Source organism: Anaerocolumna sp., assembly GCF_032079385.1.
Taxonomy (GTDB): Bacteria; Bacillota; Clostridia; order Lachnospirales; family Lachnospiraceae; genus Anaerocolumna.
On record NZ_DAMAUC010000036.1, the window covers coordinates 1 to 17,878 of the forward strand.

A 17,878-nucleotide genomic window follows, 5' to 3' on the forward strand; every position below is an offset into this window, starting at 1 on the left:
TTACTATCGTATTAGAACCATCGAATTTCTATATGGAACAAGCAATATACAATATTCCCCACTCTCTATGGTCTGAATAACCCATATTGGGCAAAGCATACTATTGTTAATAACCTAACTTTTTATTTCTATAGTTAGAATTAGGGCATTACTGCGATAAATCTATACATGAAGATGAAATGACAAATGCTTCCACCAAGGCAGAATAAATGAAAAATCTCATGAGTTCCAAAGTTGGGGTGTCTTTGGTTAAATATAGGTAGCTTTAAGGCATAGATTAATCCGCCGATGGTATAGATAATACCGCCTGCCAGCAACCAGCCGAAAGCGGCGGATGGCAGAGCACTCATTAGTGGTGTGAATGCCAGAACGCAAGTCCATCCCATGGTTATATATATGACGGAAGAAACCCATTTTGGGCAATACACCCAGAAGGCTTTAAGGCAGATACCAAGAATGGCCATGCCCCATATGGCAATAAGTAAGCTAATACCGATTTTACCATTCAAAGGAATGAGGCATATCGGTGTATAGGTGCCTGCAATTAATATGAAAATCATCATATGATCAAATTTTTTTAAACGTCGGTTAATCTTGTCTGTTAAATCAAAGGTATGATATACTGTACTTGCAGTATATAATAAGATTAAGCTTAGGGCAAAGATGGCCAAGGAGATTACATGCACTTTCTCCGGGGAATTAGAAGCTCTGATTAACAGCGGAAGGGTAGAGAACATAGCCATCAACATGCCGATAAAGTGTGTAATTGCGCTGCCTGGGTCTTTTAGTTTCTTAATTTTTTGAGACATAAAATCATTCCTTTCTTATTATATAATGTAAAAATAGTATGAGTAGTTATAATTATAGCTATTCATATTATGTAGTTATTGTTTCTTTTAGGAAAACACAATAACTTTATGACGTAGTTTTTAAAACCATATGAAATATAAATTAATACTACACCTTCATAAACTAAATTTCAATAGTAAATTTGGTTTATTTATAAAAAAGATTCGATTTTATTAGACAATTTACGTATGTTGATCTTATATATAGGAAGATCAGGATGTGAAAGCAGAGAGTAACAAAGTAAAAGTAGAAAGGAGAGCAGGGACTGTTGTGGAATAGAATGGGATACCGGATATAGAGAATTAGACGGATATTGGATTAGCGCCGGTGTAAATATTTATTTTGCAGTAGCTCAAAAAAGACCTATGGATATTCAATTGGGAGATATTTTAAAATTAAAGAAGCAGCATCCATGTGGAAGCAGCGAATGGGAGGTTCTAAGAACAGGTGCAGATTTTCGTTTGAAATGCATGGGATGCGGGCATCAAATTATGCTGCCTAGAAAACAAGTTGAAAAAAGTATTAGGCAGATAACAAAAAAAGAAGCATAAATATAATGAATTTAGAGATTATTAACATAACCATTTTACTTTAATGTAAAAAATAAAGTTAGTTATATATAGAAGGCTTTTGCAAATTTGTCATTTTGACTTTGACAAATATAGTTTGCAAAAGCCTTTTTGCTTTACTGGATTTTAATTATAAGTTTTTTATCAGGAAAATGAATTGCATTGAACTTGCGATAACTACATAAAAAATTTCTGCAAGATTAAAGTTAATTGAGTGTATAGGTTTATGACGTGAATTCAGAAATATTCAAACAATTTTAAAACCATATGAAATAAATAATTATAGATAGTTGCACTTTATATGCGGACAGCCATAAGTTGAGACACCGAAAGACGGGCTCGTATTAGGAAGGTTGGAAAGAATGCGTTTCAACCGGCAGTTTGTATTGTTATACAAATTGCGGTCCGCCACTAATTGGCGTTAAAGCGCTGGAATCGAGGTTAATATGTATAAACCACTTAAAATTGGAAATTTAATTGCAAAGCTTCCTCTTATTCAAGGGGGTATGGGTGTGGGAATTAGTTTAAGTTCTCTGGCAGGAGCTGTGTCCGCCCAAGGTGGAATCGGTGTAATCTCTACGGCCCAAATAGGTTTTACAGAACCGGATTTTGATAGGAATCCCTTAAAGGCTAACTTAAGAATGATTGGAGAGCATATAAAAAGAGCCAGAGAGTTGGCGCCTAATGGAGTATTGGGTGTTAATATTATGGTGGCTACCCAGAACTATGCATCCTATGTAAAAGAAGCCATAAAAAATGGAATTGATCTTATTATATCAGGGGCAGGTCTGCCGATGGAGCTTCCTTCTATTGCAAAAGAGAGCCATACCAAGCTGGTACCTATTGTATCTTCTTTAAAAGCTGCGAATGTTATATTTAAAATGTGGGATAAAAAAGATAATACAGCACCGGATGCCATTATTATAGAAGGACCCAAAGCCGGAGGACATTTAGGATTTAAGCCGGAGGAGTTAGAAGCTATTACCCCTTCTGATTACGATAAGGAAATAAAAAGGATTATAGAACTGACAAAAGATTATGAAGTAAAATATAAAAAAGAGATTCCGGTTATCGTAGCAGGCGGCATTGAAAATAAAGCAGATATGGAACATTACCTGTCTTTAGGGGCGAATGGTATTCAAGTAGCTACTAAATTTGTTACAACGAAAGAATGCGATGCAGACATAAAATATAAAGAAGCTTATATTAATTGCAAAGAAGAGGACATTATTATAGTAAAGAGTCCGGTGGGGATGCCTGGCCGGGCAATTCGAAATAAGTTTATGGAACGTGCAGCATTGGGACGGATTCCGGTTAGAAAATGCCATAATTGCATTATACCATGTAATCCTGCTACTACACCTTATTGTATTACCGATGCCCTGACCAACGCTGCAAAAGGTAATTTAGATGAAGCGTTATTATTCTGTGGTGCCAATGCTTATAAGGAAACAAGGATAAGAACAGTAAGGGAAGTTTTAGCCGATTATTTTGAATAATTTTATTAAAAGTAACGAAAATTCAGAAATGTTGCTTAAAAAGCAAAAATTACTTGCATTGCTTGGCAAACTATGATAAAATTTATACTCGTGATATGTTATACAAAATTTTCCTTGCTCTTTCGTAAGAAGGGGCCAGAGACCAAAAGGAGGTGCAAACAACTATGAACAAATATGAATTAGCCTTAGTTGTAAATGCAAAAATCGAGGATGAAGCCAGAACAGCAACAGTAGATGCCGTTAAAGAACTTATTACTAGATTTGGCGGTACAATTAATAACGTTGATGAATGGGGTAAGAAAAGATTAGCTTACGAAATTCAGAAAATGAAAGAAGGCTTCTATTATTTTATCCAATTCGATGCTGATTCAACATGCCCAGGCGAAGTCGAAGATAGAATTCGTATCATGGAAAATGTTATCAGATTCTTATGCATTAGACAGGACGCATAATAGAAGGAGGTATTCCTTAATATGAATAAAGTCATTTTAATGGGTCGTCTTACTAGAGACCCTGAAGTTAGATACTCTCAAGGAGAGAATTCCTTAGCAATAGCAAGATACACATTAGCAGTAGATCGTAGATTTAAAAGACAAGGTGAACAGGATGCTGATTTTATCAGTTGTGTTTCCTTTGGAAAAACTGCAGAGTTTGCTGAAAAATATCTGAAACAAGGAACTAAAATTGCGATAACCGGAAGAATTCAAACAGGTAGTTATACCAACAAAGAAGGTCAGAAGGTTTACACAACGGAAGTTGTTGTGGAAGAAACAGAATTTGCAGAAAGTAAATCCGCTAGTAGTGAATCAGGTTATCAGAATACATCCAGACCAGCTCCAACAGAAGCAATCGGTGATGGATTCATGAATATACCGGATGGTATTGACGAGGAATTACCATTTAATTAAGCATTAGAATAAAAGATGTAATAATCATCATCGGATAAGGAGGTTAGGTGCAATGGCATTCAATAAAAATGATAGAAACGATAGAAGTGATTCCCCAATGAGAAGAAGAACACCTCGCAGAAGAAAGAAAGTTTGTGTATTCTGCGCAGATAAGAATCATACAGGAATTGACTATAAAGATGTAAACAAATTAAAAAGATATGTATCAGAAAGAGGTAAGATTCTTCCTAGAAGAATTACCGGAAACTGTGCTAAGCATCAAAGAGCTTTAACAGTAGCTATTAAGCGCGCAAGACATATCGCTTTAATGCCTTACACACTGGATTAATCCTTGATTTTTTAAGGATTTTGAAGGTTGTAAAAGAAAGGTTACACTACTTTTACACCAAATGTGTAAAAATAGTTATTTTATAAAAAGATTACCGTCATATCATCTGATATGGCGGTTTTTTTGTAAGGCTCAATAACAAAGTGCCTTTATTCTTATTAACATCCATGTGATAATGACTCTAAACTTAAACTAAATAATCTAGAGTTTTTCAAGTTTTTCAACTTGAACTAAACTCGGTAAGGAGTATAGTTTCTATGGATGAAGTTACTTTGGTCAAAACACGGTTCCGTAAGGAACAGTGGAAAAAACTAATTATTGAGTGCCAAAAGAGCAAGTATGATGCTGTCCATTATTAAAGGAATAGTGCCCACAAGGATGCTTGTATATTAATATTCCTGCCCCCCCGGTGTGGAACATTTGTACCGAAGAATACCTGGACAAGTATTGGTGAAGATACACAATTTTATTTACCTACTTGGGTAACGGAAGGAAAGTACACCATAGACTTTAGAAGTATTGCAATCAATGCTAAAGCTAATTCCGGAACCAATAAAACGGAAACTCTAGCCAATTTAGAATTAAATAATTATGTAGCAACTGATACGGTAGACGTTGAAGTATCCGGAAGAATCTATGGATTATATTTGTATGATATTACAGACTATCCAACGTGGGAAAATGTATTTCGTTCAACCTGATCATTGTTAAGGTATTAGTGTAACGATCACTTACAGCAATGGTTAATATTTCATCAATATCGTTATAATTCATCTAATACCACATCATTTCTTTAAATTATAATACATTATCATATAGGAATGCATGTTTTTTTATATAAAATATAGTATCATTAAGGTTATAGTAATGTCAAAATGTATCATAATTACACTATTTATTAAATATGGAACAGAAAATTATGTAAATCAATAGTAATTTTTATCTATTCACAAACTGTAAAAAAGTCCGAAATATATTATAGAAGCAATAAAATATATTTATTTTATAGGAGTGTAAATTATGACAGAAATAAGTTTTAATAAACATTCTCATACATTAATTTTAAAAAACCAATATATTATCTATTCAATAAATATTGAAGACATATACTTCTTTGAAAAATTTGGACGAAAAATAGATGTGGTATTATACAATAAACGTATTACTTATTATGGAACGTTTAAAGACTTAGAAAAAATAATTAATAGTAATTATTTTTATAAATGCCATAAATCATATATAATAAATTTTAAGAAGGTATTTATGATAGATAAAGATGAGATAATATTTTTTGATATTAAAGATATTGCGATAGTTTCTAAAAATAATAGAAATGAATTAACTAATATAATATCGAATATATAAAGAGAGGTGTTTAAAATGAAAGAAAAAGTCCTATACATTCTAAAATTCTGTGGTTTAGCATTACTAAATAGTTACATAATTTTTATTTCAATATATTTTAGTTTAAATATTTTCAATAAAATATTTAAACTAATTATAATGGGATTATCGTTGCTTTTGTGGTCGATTGTTTTAATAAAAGGTCCAGGTATTAAAGAGTATACACTAACAAAAAAAATCATTTTTACTACTCTATCATTTATAATTTTATTTACTTTTTATTATATTTGTAGTCATTATAATATCGTTTATGCTAGATATTAAAATAAAAAAACAGATATCACCGCTATTAATAGAAATATTATTTGTAGCGGTGATATCTGTTTCAATTTATTAAATTTTTATTGTTATATTGCTAAATTAAATAGATAACATATGCCATCTTGAAATGTTCCTTTTTTAGCACCATCCCCAACAAAATAACGATTAGGCCATGCTTCATATGACCTATATATGTTACCACCTGAGACTAAATATGTAACACGCATAAATGGATAACGATTAGAGGTCATAGTTTCTAAGGCTGATTCAAAAGCTCTACTATTAGAAGAAAATAAAATATCATAACCCCATCCTACTAATATACCAACTATGGCTGAAGGCAATGCTGCTGTTAACCCCAAAGCTTGAGCAACAAATGTACCTGCAGCTGTATATCCGGCACCTTTAGCAAGGTCATAAAAATCTTGCCATAGGTTATAGTTATCGGCTAATCCTCTAATGGCTACACACATGTCATATGGAATATAATCGATCTCAGCTTTATAAAAATCTAACTCATTCCATTCTAAAGTGGTTGTATCTCTGGTCCAATTACATCCGACAACATATCGATCCGCAGCTTGTGCAGATGCTGCTGGTGATATAGCTGTTACTAAAACACTTAAAACTAAAGCTAATGATAATATTTTAAAAGCCTTTTTCATAATGATACCTCCCTACGTAATTTGTTATAAGTTACAATTAAAGAGTATCATTTTAAGATATACATATGTAAAAAATGTACAATAAACATAAATATATGTATTAAAAAGTTGAAAAATGGTTATAAAGTTATCATTATATTACTGTCGGATTTTATATAATTAGTATTATGGTTATAAAATAGAATCCAATAATATAAAGTGTTATAACTTAAGAGTAATGACACTAAATAATTAATATAGTAAAATACATGTATTCAAAGCATAAAATCAAGGATATTAGGAGAAGTGATATTCTGAAATTGTATAATAACTTGGTTGTGGCAAAAAGAATATTTTATTCAATTTGATCAAGGAATTCCTTTGAGTAACTATATATTTCTACAGTAAGATAATATAACAAACCAAGTAAATCAATATAGTTGTGCAATGTGCAATAAAAATATTCAAAAAATCACTAATTCATGTTGACAACATGGAAGCCAAGTGATAAGCTTAGTGTATAACATGGCAGCCAAGTAAAAACTATATAGAAGGTAGAAAGTAATAATCTTACATAATATGCCATGAAAAACTTAAGCAATGGAGGGTAAAATGGAAAAAGTAAAGATGATGCATATAGGGCTTACCCAAGGTGATGTTGGACGTTATGTGTTTCTGCCGGGAAGTCCCGAACGTGCAGAAAAAATAGCTGCTTACTTTGACAATCCAAAAGAAATTGCCTATAACCGTGAATATAGGACGTTTGTTGGCGAATTGGAAGGGGTAAAAGTAGCAGTTACCAGTACAGGAATTGGAGGACCATCCGCTGCAATTGCAATAGAAGAACTATACCAATGCGGAGCTGATACCATGATGCGAATTGGTACCTGCGCCTCTACGTCAGAAAAGGTGAAAACCGGAGATATTGTAATTCCTAATGGAGCTGTACGTATGGAAGGAGTGGGAAGTCATTATTTGCCTATGGAGTTTCCAGCTGTACCTGACTTTGAAATGTTAAAGGAATTGGAAATTGCCGCACAAAAACTGGACATGTCTTATAACGTTGGAGTTACCATAACAAAAGCGTCTTTTTATAGTCAGACTGCCCCCGATACGAAACCTGTTAAGGAGAATCTTATTAACAGTTGGAGTGCCTATGAAGCAGGGGGAGCGACTTCTACCAGTATGGAATGTGCCCCGTTATTCCTGGTTGCAGCTAGTCTAGGTATCCGTGCTTCTTCTGTTCTTGTAAGTGCAACGGATTATAAAAAATATGAGAATCAAGCCAGAAAACATCCTGTAGATTTAGAAAACAGAGTAATTGTTGTAGGTATTGAAGCTATGAAATCCATTATAAAAAAAGATATACAGAAAACGGTGAATAAGAATGATTGATTACAATCAATTACCATTAATTGAAAAAGATATTTTAGATAATGCCCTGATACCCAATTACGTAAAAATATATGATGTCATTTTTAACTTAATTGTTGAAGGTGTTATAAAACCAGGGGATGTAGTTCCAAGTGAAAATGCATTGGCAAACTACTGGAAAGTAAGTCGTGGTACTGTCCGTATGGCTATGAGAAAACTGGAAGAAGATGGCTATATAAATAAAACCCAGGGCAAACAGGCAGTGGTGGCAGCATATGCCATGCAATCAAAAGATGGATTTCAATGGTTGTTTAATCCATGTTTAGAGAATTGTGTTGATAAAATTGATGAGATACGGTCAGAGCCTAATTATCAACCCTGTGGTGTTTATGTGGCACATGAATTAGGGCATGAAAAATCAGGAACTTTAATGATATCTGTCAGAACTGATTATTTTTCAGGGGAACGCCAATTGGCCAACACTAGCACTATTTTCGATGCCAGATATTTGGAAGAATACAATCTTGATTTTAATAACAAAGAAGCAATTCAGAAATTTGTTGTTCATGATTTATATCAGGCTGCTAAACGTGCAAAGACAGTATTTAACGTTTTAAACGCTGATACCAATTCGTTTATAGCAGTTACAAATAAAAACGAACCAATTATTATCGTTGAAGAAATACTGGTTGGAAACAATGACAAACCATTAGCATACTCAAAACACCAGTTATTAGGAAGTAAATATCGTTTCTCCATTGAAAGAAAATCACATATTTAATACGTAACAGTACCCATTGATAACTAATTAAATATTTACAAAATTAGACAATGACGATTGTTGGCTATTGTCTTTATTAAGTAATGCCTTTTTAGGGTTAAAGAGGCTTTTATGAAGAGTTAGGAAGCTAGGTCCCTGATATACAATTTCATTGGAGCTCTTTTAACATAGGTCACAAAAGTAAAATGCCAAATTATTTAGGAGGATGAAAGAATGAAAAAAGTTTTAAAGCTAATTTTAGTGTGTGCACTTTTTTCTATGGTGCTAACAGCATGTGGCAAAAACAAGGGAGATGCTAACGAAACATCAACGCAAGATGAAACATCAGATGAACAAACAACAGGTGATACATCAACAGATGAAACAACAGATTCAGAAACAAACAAGGATGCATTAAAAGTAGTTTATCTTGTTAATGGTAATTTGGGTGATAAAGGCTTTTACGATTCAGCGGCTATTGGTCTTTTTGAAATCAAAGAAAAATTTGGCGCTGAAATGAAAATCATTGAAATGGGACGTGATGAGACTAGCTATGAAGGACATTTTCTAGATGTTTCCGAACAAGATTGGGATGTTATTATAGCAGGTACCTGGTCAGTCAAAGAAATTGCACAAAACACAGCGGCACAATTCCCTGAAAAAAAATATGTATTCTTTGACAGCGATGTAGACCGTGGAATTGTAACAGATGGCAATATGATGGGTATTACATATAATTCCAATCAGGGAGCATTTATGGCCGGAGTGTTAGCAGCACAGATGTTGGATTCTAAAGATGCAAAAATTGATGCCTCAAAAAGAACGTTAGGGTTTATCGGTTCCATGGATGCCGGAAATATTAATGACTTCTTAGTAGGCTATTTGGAAGGTGTTGCATATGTGGATCCTGAAATTAAAGTAATTACATCTTATGTAGGTTCTTTTGAAGATGTACCAAAATGTTTGGAAATGACAACTCAGTTATACAATCAGGGAGCCCAAATTGTATATGCACCGGCTTCTCAGAGTATTCTGGGAGCTGCAACTGCTGCACTAAATTCAGACAAATATTTGATTGCCTGTGATCAGGATTTATATACTCAGTTAATCGATGAAAAACCGGATATTGCAAAAAATATTTTAACTTCAACATTAAAGAATGTAGGCGAATCCTTAGTTACAGCGGTAGGCGGTATTGTTGACGGCTCTATGACTTGTGACCAGACTTATTCCTTAGGTTTAGACAGCGGAGCAGTTGGATTAGCTTATAATGAAAACTTTGACAAAATTGTACCGGATGATATTAAAGTTAATCTGGATACTGTGAAAGATAAAATTATAAATGGTGAAATTGAAGTGAGCAGTGCAATGAAAATGACGACAGAAGAAGTATCTGCATTACGTGACAGCATGAAATAGGCCATGTAAGAATATTCACAGATACTGTTTATCTAATTAAAATTCATACAGTATCTGGGGTGTGTCTGAAAACGTATTGCCCTAATCGGTACGCTCCACATTTTGCGGTATATTTGTTCCAGATTCAGTTGGTATACCCACTACCTCCCCCTTCATTTGGGGCAAATCTTCGTAAAATATGACGTGCATTGAAATAAGCAGTTTTAGACACACCCTAATATTCATAACAAGATGAATGGTTTACCCAATTCATCTTGTTTTTCCATAAGGATTCTTTAAGGAGTGAAATAATGGAGGCAAAAAAAGAAGTATTGCGAATGGAAAGTATAGTAAAAGTTTATCCCAATGGAGTAATGGCCAATAAAGGGATTAACTTTTCCATTAATGCCGGTGAAATCCATGCACTATCCGGTGAAAACGGAGCCGGTAAATCTACATTAATGAAAATTATTTTTGGAGAAGAACAGCCCACATCAGGAGATATATACATAAATGGACAAAAAACAATAATTACGTCCCCCCAACTGGCTATCAAATTAGGTATTGGTATGGTGCATCAGCATTTTATGCTGGTTTCCTCTCTGACTGTGGCGGAAAATGTTATATTGGGTGCTGAGCCGAGAAAAGGGATTTTAATAAATATGAAACATGCTATAAAGCAAGTAGAAGAAATAGCAGAAAAGTTTAATATGAATATTAATCCCAAAATGAAGATTGAAGATTTAACAGTAGGACAGAAACAAAAAGTGGAAATTTTGAAGGCTTTGTTTCGGGGCGCCAAGATATTAATATTGGATGAACCCACTGCGGTGTTGACGCCTCAGGAAACCACAGAATTATTTGAAGAGTTGAAAAGACTTAGAGACAGCGGATACACGATTATATTTATATCCCACAAGTTAAATGAAGTAAAAGAATTATGTGATCGAATTACAATTATTCGTCATGGACAATCCATGGGCATATATGATGTAAAAGAGGTCACCGAACAGGATATATCTAATCTGATGGTAGGCCGGGATGTTATTTTAAATATTGAGAAAAGCAGACCTAAGATTGGGAATACCACAATTCGGGTAAAGGATTTGACTATTATAGGAGAAAACGGTAAGTCCTCTGTTAATAAATTATCCTTTGTTTTACGAGAAGGAGAAATTCTTGGAATTGCAGGGGTAGAAGGTAATGGGCAGATTGAATTGGTAGAAGCACTGACAGGGCTTAGAAAGTATCATGCAGGTTCTGTAGAGGTCTGCGGAAAAGAAATCTCCCATAGCAGTGTAAAAGATCTTAGAAAACTTGCAGTTTCTCATATTCCGGAAGACCGTATGATAACAGGAGTTGCTCCTTCCTTATCTATTACTGAGAATATGCTTTCAGATAAAATATCCTCAAAACCATTTTCAAAATACGGAGTTATCAATAAACGCGCTATTAAGCAATATGGTATTGATATGGCAAAACAATATCAAATACTGTGTAAGAATCCGGATACCAGTATTGATAGTTTGTCAGGAGGAAATATTCAAAAGGCAGTATTGGCCCGTGAACTATCCAGCGACCCTAAAATTATCATAGCGGATCAGCCAACCCGAGGGGTTGATGTTGGTGCTACGGAATTCATACATAAAAGGTTAATTAACATGAGAGACAATAAAAAATCCGTACTGTTAATAAGCTCTGATTTAAATGAAGTATTAGGATTGTCAGACAGTATTATTGTAATGCATGAAGGACGAATTGCAGCTTATTTCCCGGATGCGTCAAAGATAACGGAACTTCAGCTTGGGGGATACATGCTTGGTATTGAGAAGCAGTCTGAGGATGAGATTAAGGAGGTGCTCCATGGACAGTAATAAACGAATTAGCTTAATCGTAGATGTTACAAAATTACTAATTACCATTTTGGTATCCTGTGGATTAGTGTCACTGATTGTATTTGCAACCAGTTCAAATCCGGTCAATGCATTTTCCAGCTTCTTTTTAGGGCCATTTACTTCTCTGCGTCGTATAGGCAATATTGTAGAAGCTGCTTCTCCCTTAATGTTTACAGCATTGGCTGTCATTATGATTTTTGGAGCAGGACAATTTTCCATGATTTCCGAAGGTGCCTTCTTTATCGGAACTCTGGGTGCTATGATAATTGCAACTTCGGTGCCACTACCTGCTGGTATACATCCTATTGCAGCCATATTGACAGCGGGAGCAATGGGAGCAGTTGTTGCATTCATACCGGCATTGCTAAAAATGAAATGGCAGGTATCAGAAGTTGTTACCTCGCTGATGTTAAATTATGTGGTTCAATTCTTTTGTATCTATATGGTTAGCTATTATTTTCGTGAAATCAGCAGCTCCAGTTTAGCCTCTATTGCATTTTTAGACACCTCTATCCTTCCCGTTATTGTTGGAGGAACCAGAATACATATGGGAATTGCCTTAGGAGTTATTCTATGTATCGTAATGTACTTTTTACTCTTTAGAACTACGTTCGGAATGAAGTTAAGAACGGTAGGAAACAATGCAAAGTTTGCTCATTACTCAGGTATAAAGGTCACCGGTGTCATGGTGATTTCCCAGGTAATTGCAGGTGCTCTGGCAGGAATGGGTGGAGGAGCAGAAATATTAGGTATGTATAATCGTTTTAAATGGACATCATCTCCAGGGTATGGCTGGTCCGGTATTGTAGTTGCGTTGCTGGCAAGAAATAATCCTTTGATGGTTCCTCTGGCTGCACTGTTCATGGGTTATCTGAATGTTGGAGCTAATATTATGGCTAGAAACAGTGATGTCAGCAGTGAAGTAGTTAAAATAATTCAAGGTGTAATGATATTAATGATTGCTGCTGAAGCTTTATTAAAAAAGTGGAAGCAGAAAATGATTGTAAAAGCTGCAAAGACAGAGGCTGGTATGAAAGGAGATGTAATAAATGATTGATTATTCATTTATAGTGGACTTCCTTTTTATGTGGATTCGTGTGGCAACTCCAATATTATTAGCTTCTTTGGGCGCGGTAATATGCGAAAAGGCAGGGGTTGTTAATCTGGGATTAGACGGTACCATGTTAATTTCTGCCTTATTCGGAGTGCTGGGCAGTGCCTATGGAGGAAATTTATTTTGGGGAATTATTGCCGGTATAGGCTCTGCAGTAATCGTAAGTGGAATTTTTGCTTATTTCCATCTTGTTTTAAAGGCCAATGCTGTTTTATGCGGTACGGCAGTGAATACAATTGCTTCCGGCCTTACGGTATTCGCATTACAACTGGCAACCGGCGAAAAGGGTTCCAGCTCATCTTTAAAAAGCTATGTCTTTCCTACAGTGAATATCCCTGTTATTAAAGACATTCCGATCCTTGGAGATATTCTGTCCGGCCATAATTTAATTACATATATTGCGTTTGTTATGGTAGTTGTAATTTGGATTTTAATGTATAAAACTCCTTTGGGACTACGTATGCGTGCCGTTGGTGAAAATCCCAATGCAGCTTCCAGCGTGGGACAAAATGTTATTAAAATCAGAATTTTAGCAACCTTGTTATGCGGAGTGTTAGTAGGATTTGGAGGAATGTACTTATCAATGGGCTATCTGTCCATGTTTACCAGAGATATGGTTGCAGGCCGTGGTTTTATTGCTCTTGCGGCATGTGCCATGGGCCAGGCTACCCCCATTGGAGCTTTAATATCTTCCATGGTATTTGCCTTTTTTGATGGGTTATCCAATATATTACAACTACTGCAAATACCCTCTGAGTTTGTTCAAATGCTACCTTATATAGCCACTATTTTCGGTTTAACGGTTTATTCTATTCAAAAAATCAGGCTTCAAAATAAGAAGAATAAGGAGATGCAGCAAAATGTCGCTGAATAAAGATGAAAAAACTTTTGGGAAAAAACAGTATCATATACAGTTGCAACCGGGTGATATCGGAAAATATATACTTCTGCCCGGCGATCCTGCAAGATCCGATCGCGTAGCCAAATACCTTGATGATGTACAACTGGTTGCCAATAATAGAGAACACCGCACCTTTACAGGATATTATAAAGGAGTAAAAGTTTCTGTTACGTCAACGGGGATGGGATGTCCGTCAGCAGCTATAGCGGCGGAAGAACTAATTAATATCGGCGCGGAATGTTTAATACGGATTGGAAGCAGTGCAGCTTTGCAGAAAGGAATTAATATTGGTGATTTATTAATATCTACTGCTTCCATGAAAAATGAGGGAACATCAAAGTTCTATGTTCCGGATTGTTTTCCGGCAGTGCCGGATTTTGATTTTACCTGCATGTTAATTGATACGGCTAAGAATATGCAAAATGATATTTCCGGTAAGATACATTATGGTATCAATGCTTCTGATGATGCTTTTTATGGTGAAACAGAGGAGTGGATTGAACATTTATCTAAGCTTGGCTGCTTAAATGTTGAGATGGAAAGCTCTGCCTTATATACCGTCTGTCACCGCAGAAAGGTAAGAGGAGCTATGATTAGTGCGGCCTCCGGTAATCTTATTACCGGGGAAGTAATATATGAAGCAGAAAATCATGGATTGACAAAAGGATGGGATGAGGAAATCCGAGTTGTACTGGAAGCAATTTATAGGTTCGAGCAGGAACAACATATATAAACAGAGTTATCGGTTCTATTAGATAGTAAAATGACAGGAGGATATTGACATGGAAGAGAAAAGAATGATGCATTTAGATATAACCAAGACCCAAATCGGAAAATATGTGTTCCTACCAGGCAGTGTGGAACGTGCGGCAAAAATAGCAAATTACTTTGATAATCCGGTTAAAGTGGCACATAAGCGGGAATTTTTAACTTATACAGGGACGTTGGAAGGTGTACCTGTATCCGTTACAAGTACGGGAATTGGTGGACCATCTTCTGCAATTGCAGTGGAAGAGTTATTTCAGTGCGAGGCTCATACCATGATGCGAATCGGTTCTTGCGCCTCCACATCTCCAAAGGTTAAAATTGGAGATGTAGTAATCGTAAATGGTGCAGTGAGAATGGAGGGCACAGGAATACATTATCTTCCCATGGAGTTTCCGGCAGTACCGGACTTTCAAATGGTAAAAGAATTGGAAGCAGCAGCAATTCGTCTTGATATTCCTTATAATATCGGGGTTACGATTACAAAGGATTCTTATTATTCAGAAGCATCGCCGGAGACAAAACCGGTGTATTATGAGTTGAAAAACAAATGGGATTCTTATGAAAAAGGCGGAGCAACCAATACAAGTATGGAATGTTCAACCTTATTCCTTGTTGCAGCATCTTTAGGCATAAGAATGTCATCAGTTATGATTAGTGCGACCAATTATAAATGTTATTCAAACGATGATAAAGATTATCCACGTGAATGGGAAGACAGGGCAATTCGCGTAGGAATTGAAGCAATGAGGGAAATAATCAAAAAAGATATGGAAAAATCTCAGACTCTCTAGTAATAGATATAAGTATATTAGATATAATGATTAAGAAAGCTGGCATCATGGTCTAACCAAAATCAGTTTTAATCAGAATCTTCCGCCCTGCCATAAATATAATAATTTTAGGATTTGCAAGTGGAATGAAAGGAATATAATAATGAAACATATATTAATTGATTGCGATACCGGCATTGATGATTCTATTGCAATTTTGTATGCGCTAAAAAGTAAAAAATTGCATGTAGAGGGATTTACAACTGTATATGGAAATACATCTTCCCAACAGGCAGCGGAAAACACCCTGCGTCTAATTAAGCTATCCAAATGCGGATATGAAACGCCGGTAGCACTTGGTGCAAATCAGAACCTGGATGGTGAATATGGCCCAATACCAACTCATATACATGGAGACAATGGTATTGGTAATGTAGAATTGCCAAAGTCAGAACAAAGATTACTGGAGGAGAGTGCTCCGGATTTTATCATACGTAAAGCGGATGAGCTTCAAGGTGACTTAACGATTGTAGCCTTAGGACGTTTAACCAACATTGCCTTAGCCTTAGAAAAAGATTCAAGGCTCCCATATAAAATTAAAAACCTGATTATAATGGGAGGAACACTGAATAAACCAGGGAATGTAAATCCCTATGCAGAAGCCAATATCTATGGTGATGCAAGGGCTGCAGACATAGTATTCCGGGCAGGATTCCACATGACTGTGGTAGGTCTGGATGTTACTACAGAAACGTTATTATCAGGTCAGGATATTTCTATATTAGAAAACTATTGTGATGAGGAAAATAAAGATATTGTTGCGTATATGAAATCTGCCTTAAAGTTTTATTTTAAGTTCAATTATGATTCAACGGGGATTCAAGACGGATGCGTAGTACACGATCCTTTAGCAATGTTGATTGCAGAAGATCCGTCTATTGGTGAGTATCGTATGATACGCGCCGCTGTAGAATATGAAAACAAGGAATTCCGCGGCATGATAAAGACGGATGAAAGATTTATTTCAGATTATACTCATGACGAAATTTTATATTGTGTTAAGGTAGATTCTGATTTAGCAACAAGAAGATTATTATCGGTATTTTGATGAAACAGTCTGTAGCAGATATTTTAAATTAAATAAGCTTAAACCTGATATATGGAGCAATGCACGAATAACCGGAACGTCAAAAGAGGAGGTTATTCGTGCATTGCTATATAATAGACTATTATTCCGCCCAGTTAGGTACAAACGTTTTTCAGGAAGAAAGATTAATTAGCAATATTGACACAAGTCCGTTATTTATATAAGATGAGAGTGTAGATTTTGAGAAAGCTTGTAAAGCAAGCTGTTTTTTTAAGAAAGTTGGAATACGAGGGATAAATATGTTGATAGAGACTAATTACAGAACTGCCGGTGTTATTGCGGCAGGAAAAAAGAAAATCAGAAATCAACAGGCACACTCGCTTTTGCAGATTGGGTCTATTTCTGCAATTAAAAGAATCGTTCTGACATTTCAGGTTGCCGGCATTGATCCCATAGTTATAATTACAGGCTATGATGCAGATTATATAGAAAGAGAACTTTGGGACTATGGTGCTATTTTTCTCCATAAAGAAAATTATGAGCAGTCACAGCTGTTCCACCTTGCCCAAATGGGATTGGAATTTGTACAGGATAAATGTGATAAAGTTATGTTTACCCCAGTAGATATTCCGCTTTTTAGTCCTGATACCTTAAAGAAAATGATGGATTGCCCTGACGAAGTGGTATCTCCTTCCTACCAGGATAAAGGAGGACATCCCATCCTGATAGCCTCCAGACTTATTCCGGACATCCTTGCTTATGACGGGGACATGGGAATGCGTGGTGCTTTGAAGAAATTGGGTATTCAGAAAAAAAGAATCAAAGTTGACGATGAAGGAATCTTAAAGGATATTGACAGTTTAGAACATACCTCAGAACTTATTAAAAGGCATAATAAGAATATATTTCACCCTTATCTGAAAGTGAGCCTTGAAACGGAAAACCTGTTTTTTGATGCAAGAACGAGATTGCTGCTGACACTTATTCAGGAAACAAATTCTGTAAAAGGAGCCTGTAAGTGCATGGCACTTTCCTACAGCAAGGCATGGAAGATGCTGAACAGTTTAGAAAAGGCACTGCAATTTCAAGTGTTAACAAGGCAGCAGGGAGGAAGTCACGGAGGAAAGACCTACCTGACTCCGGAAGGTGAAGAACTTTTGAAAGATTATGAACTTTTTGAGAAAAAATTAAAACTCTATGCAGCAAAAGAGTTTAAAAATATTTTTATAGATAAAAAATCGCTATAACGAGTTGTACCGACAAACAATTTGCAATAATTACCTCCTGTTTCTATAATTTAATTAAGGCCTTAAAAATATCTGATTTCAAAAGAATATTTGAGCTCAGAT

18 protein-coding genes are annotated in these 17,878 nt (G+C 35.4%); 16 read left to right on the forward strand and 2 right to left on the reverse strand.

Translation table 11 applies throughout. The features are described 5' to 3' along the window. Positions 1-140: 140 nt before the first annotated feature. A complete protein-coding gene (gene trhA, locus RT261_RS19315) occupies positions 141-809 on the reverse strand; it encodes a PAQR family membrane homeostasis protein TrhA (RefSeq protein WP_313134763.1) in 669 nt (222 codons plus the stop codon). Positions 810-1,214: 405 nt separating this feature from the next. Between trhA and RT261_RS19320 the strand changes: the two genes are divergently transcribed. From RT261_RS19320 to RT261_RS19345, 6 genes are all read left to right on the forward strand, one after another. Next, on the forward strand, positions 1,215-1,400 hold the full coding sequence (locus tag RT261_RS19320) for a DUF951 domain-containing protein (RefSeq protein WP_313134765.1): 186 nt from the start codon (positions 1,215-1,217) through the stop codon (positions 1,398-1,400). 464 nt (positions 1,401-1,864) lie between these two features. Then, the gene (locus RT261_RS19325) at positions 1,865-2,917 is read left to right on the forward strand and encodes an NAD(P)H-dependent flavin oxidoreductase (RefSeq protein WP_313134766.1); all 1,053 of its coding nucleotides are present in this window, start codon (positions 1,865-1,867) and stop codon (positions 2,915-2,917) included. A gap of 164 nt (positions 2,918-3,081) precedes the next feature. Next, the gene (gene rpsF, locus RT261_RS19330; protein ID WP_313134767.1) at positions 3,082-3,369 is read left to right on the forward strand and encodes a 30S ribosomal protein S6; all 288 of its coding nucleotides are present in this window, start codon (positions 3,082-3,084) and stop codon (positions 3,367-3,369) included. 21 nt (positions 3,370-3,390) lie between these two features. Further along, entirely contained in the window at positions 3,391-3,825 is a 435-nt protein-coding gene (locus RT261_RS19335) for a single-stranded DNA-binding protein (RefSeq protein ID WP_313134768.1), read from the forward strand. A 52-nt stretch (positions 3,826-3,877) separates the two neighbouring features. Then, entirely contained in the window at positions 3,878-4,153 is a 276-nt protein-coding gene (gene rpsR, locus RT261_RS19340) for a 30S ribosomal protein S18 (protein ID WP_313134769.1), read from the forward strand. A 1,020-nt stretch (positions 4,154-5,173) separates the two neighbouring features. After that, complete coding sequence (locus tag RT261_RS19345; protein ID WP_313134770.1) at positions 5,174-5,518, forward strand: LytR/AlgR family response regulator transcription factor; 345 nt, start codon at positions 5,174-5,176, stop codon at positions 5,516-5,518. A 386-nt stretch (positions 5,519-5,904) separates the two neighbouring features. Here the strand turns inward: RT261_RS19345 and RT261_RS19350 are convergent, their stop codons facing one another. Continuing rightward, a complete protein-coding gene (locus RT261_RS19350; RefSeq protein ID WP_313134771.1) occupies positions 5,905-6,483 on the reverse strand; it encodes a hypothetical protein in 579 nt (192 codons plus the stop codon). 591 nt (positions 6,484-7,074) lie between these two features. Between RT261_RS19350 and RT261_RS19355 the strand changes: the two genes are divergently transcribed. From RT261_RS19355 to RT261_RS19400, 10 genes are all read left to right on the forward strand, one after another. Next, the gene (locus RT261_RS19355; RefSeq protein ID WP_313134772.1) at positions 7,075-7,857 is read left to right on the forward strand and encodes a nucleoside phosphorylase; all 783 of its coding nucleotides are present in this window, start codon (positions 7,075-7,077) and stop codon (positions 7,855-7,857) included. Further along, positions 7,850-8,617, forward strand: coding sequence for a GntR family transcriptional regulator (locus RT261_RS19360; RefSeq protein ID WP_313134773.1), 768 nt, complete (start codon positions 7,850-7,852; stop codon positions 8,615-8,617). The genes RT261_RS19355 and RT261_RS19360 overlap by 8 nt, the downstream gene beginning before the upstream one ends. A gap of 213 nt (positions 8,618-8,830) precedes the next feature. Next, positions 8,831-10,015: a BMP family ABC transporter substrate-binding protein gene (locus RT261_RS19365; protein ID WP_313134774.1), complete on the forward strand. Its 1,185-nt coding sequence runs from the start codon at positions 8,831-8,833 to the stop codon at positions 10,013-10,015. A gap of 290 nt (positions 10,016-10,305) precedes the next feature. Next, a complete protein-coding gene (locus RT261_RS19370; protein ID WP_313134775.1) occupies positions 10,306-11,868 on the forward strand; it encodes an ABC transporter ATP-binding protein in 1,563 nt (520 codons plus the stop codon). Next, a complete protein-coding gene (locus RT261_RS19375; protein ID WP_313134776.1) occupies positions 11,858-12,946 on the forward strand; it encodes an ABC transporter permease in 1,089 nt (362 codons plus the stop codon). The genes RT261_RS19370 and RT261_RS19375 overlap by 11 nt, the downstream gene beginning before the upstream one ends. Continuing rightward, positions 12,939-13,877, forward strand: a complete 939-nt coding sequence (locus RT261_RS19380; protein ID WP_313134777.1) for an ABC transporter permease — start codon at positions 12,939-12,941, stop codon at positions 13,875-13,877. The genes RT261_RS19375 and RT261_RS19380 overlap by 8 nt, the downstream gene beginning before the upstream one ends. Further along, complete coding sequence (locus RT261_RS19385) at positions 13,864-14,637, forward strand: nucleoside phosphorylase (RefSeq protein WP_313134778.1); 774 nt, start codon at positions 13,864-13,866, stop codon at positions 14,635-14,637. The genes RT261_RS19380 and RT261_RS19385 overlap by 14 nt, the downstream gene beginning before the upstream one ends. A gap of 49 nt (positions 14,638-14,686) precedes the next feature. Continuing rightward, positions 14,687-15,463: a nucleoside phosphorylase gene (locus RT261_RS19390; RefSeq protein WP_313134779.1), complete on the forward strand. Its 777-nt coding sequence runs from the start codon at positions 14,687-14,689 to the stop codon at positions 15,461-15,463. A gap of 142 nt (positions 15,464-15,605) precedes the next feature. After that, positions 15,606-16,550, forward strand: a complete 945-nt coding sequence (locus RT261_RS19395) for a nucleoside hydrolase (RefSeq protein ID WP_313134780.1) — start codon at positions 15,606-15,608, stop codon at positions 16,548-16,550. A 278-nt stretch (positions 16,551-16,828) separates the two neighbouring features. Continuing rightward, entirely contained in the window at positions 16,829-17,776 is a 948-nt protein-coding gene (locus RT261_RS19400) for an NTP transferase domain-containing protein (RefSeq protein WP_313134781.1), read from the forward strand. The last annotated feature ends 102 nt before the right edge of the window (positions 17,777-17,878 follow it).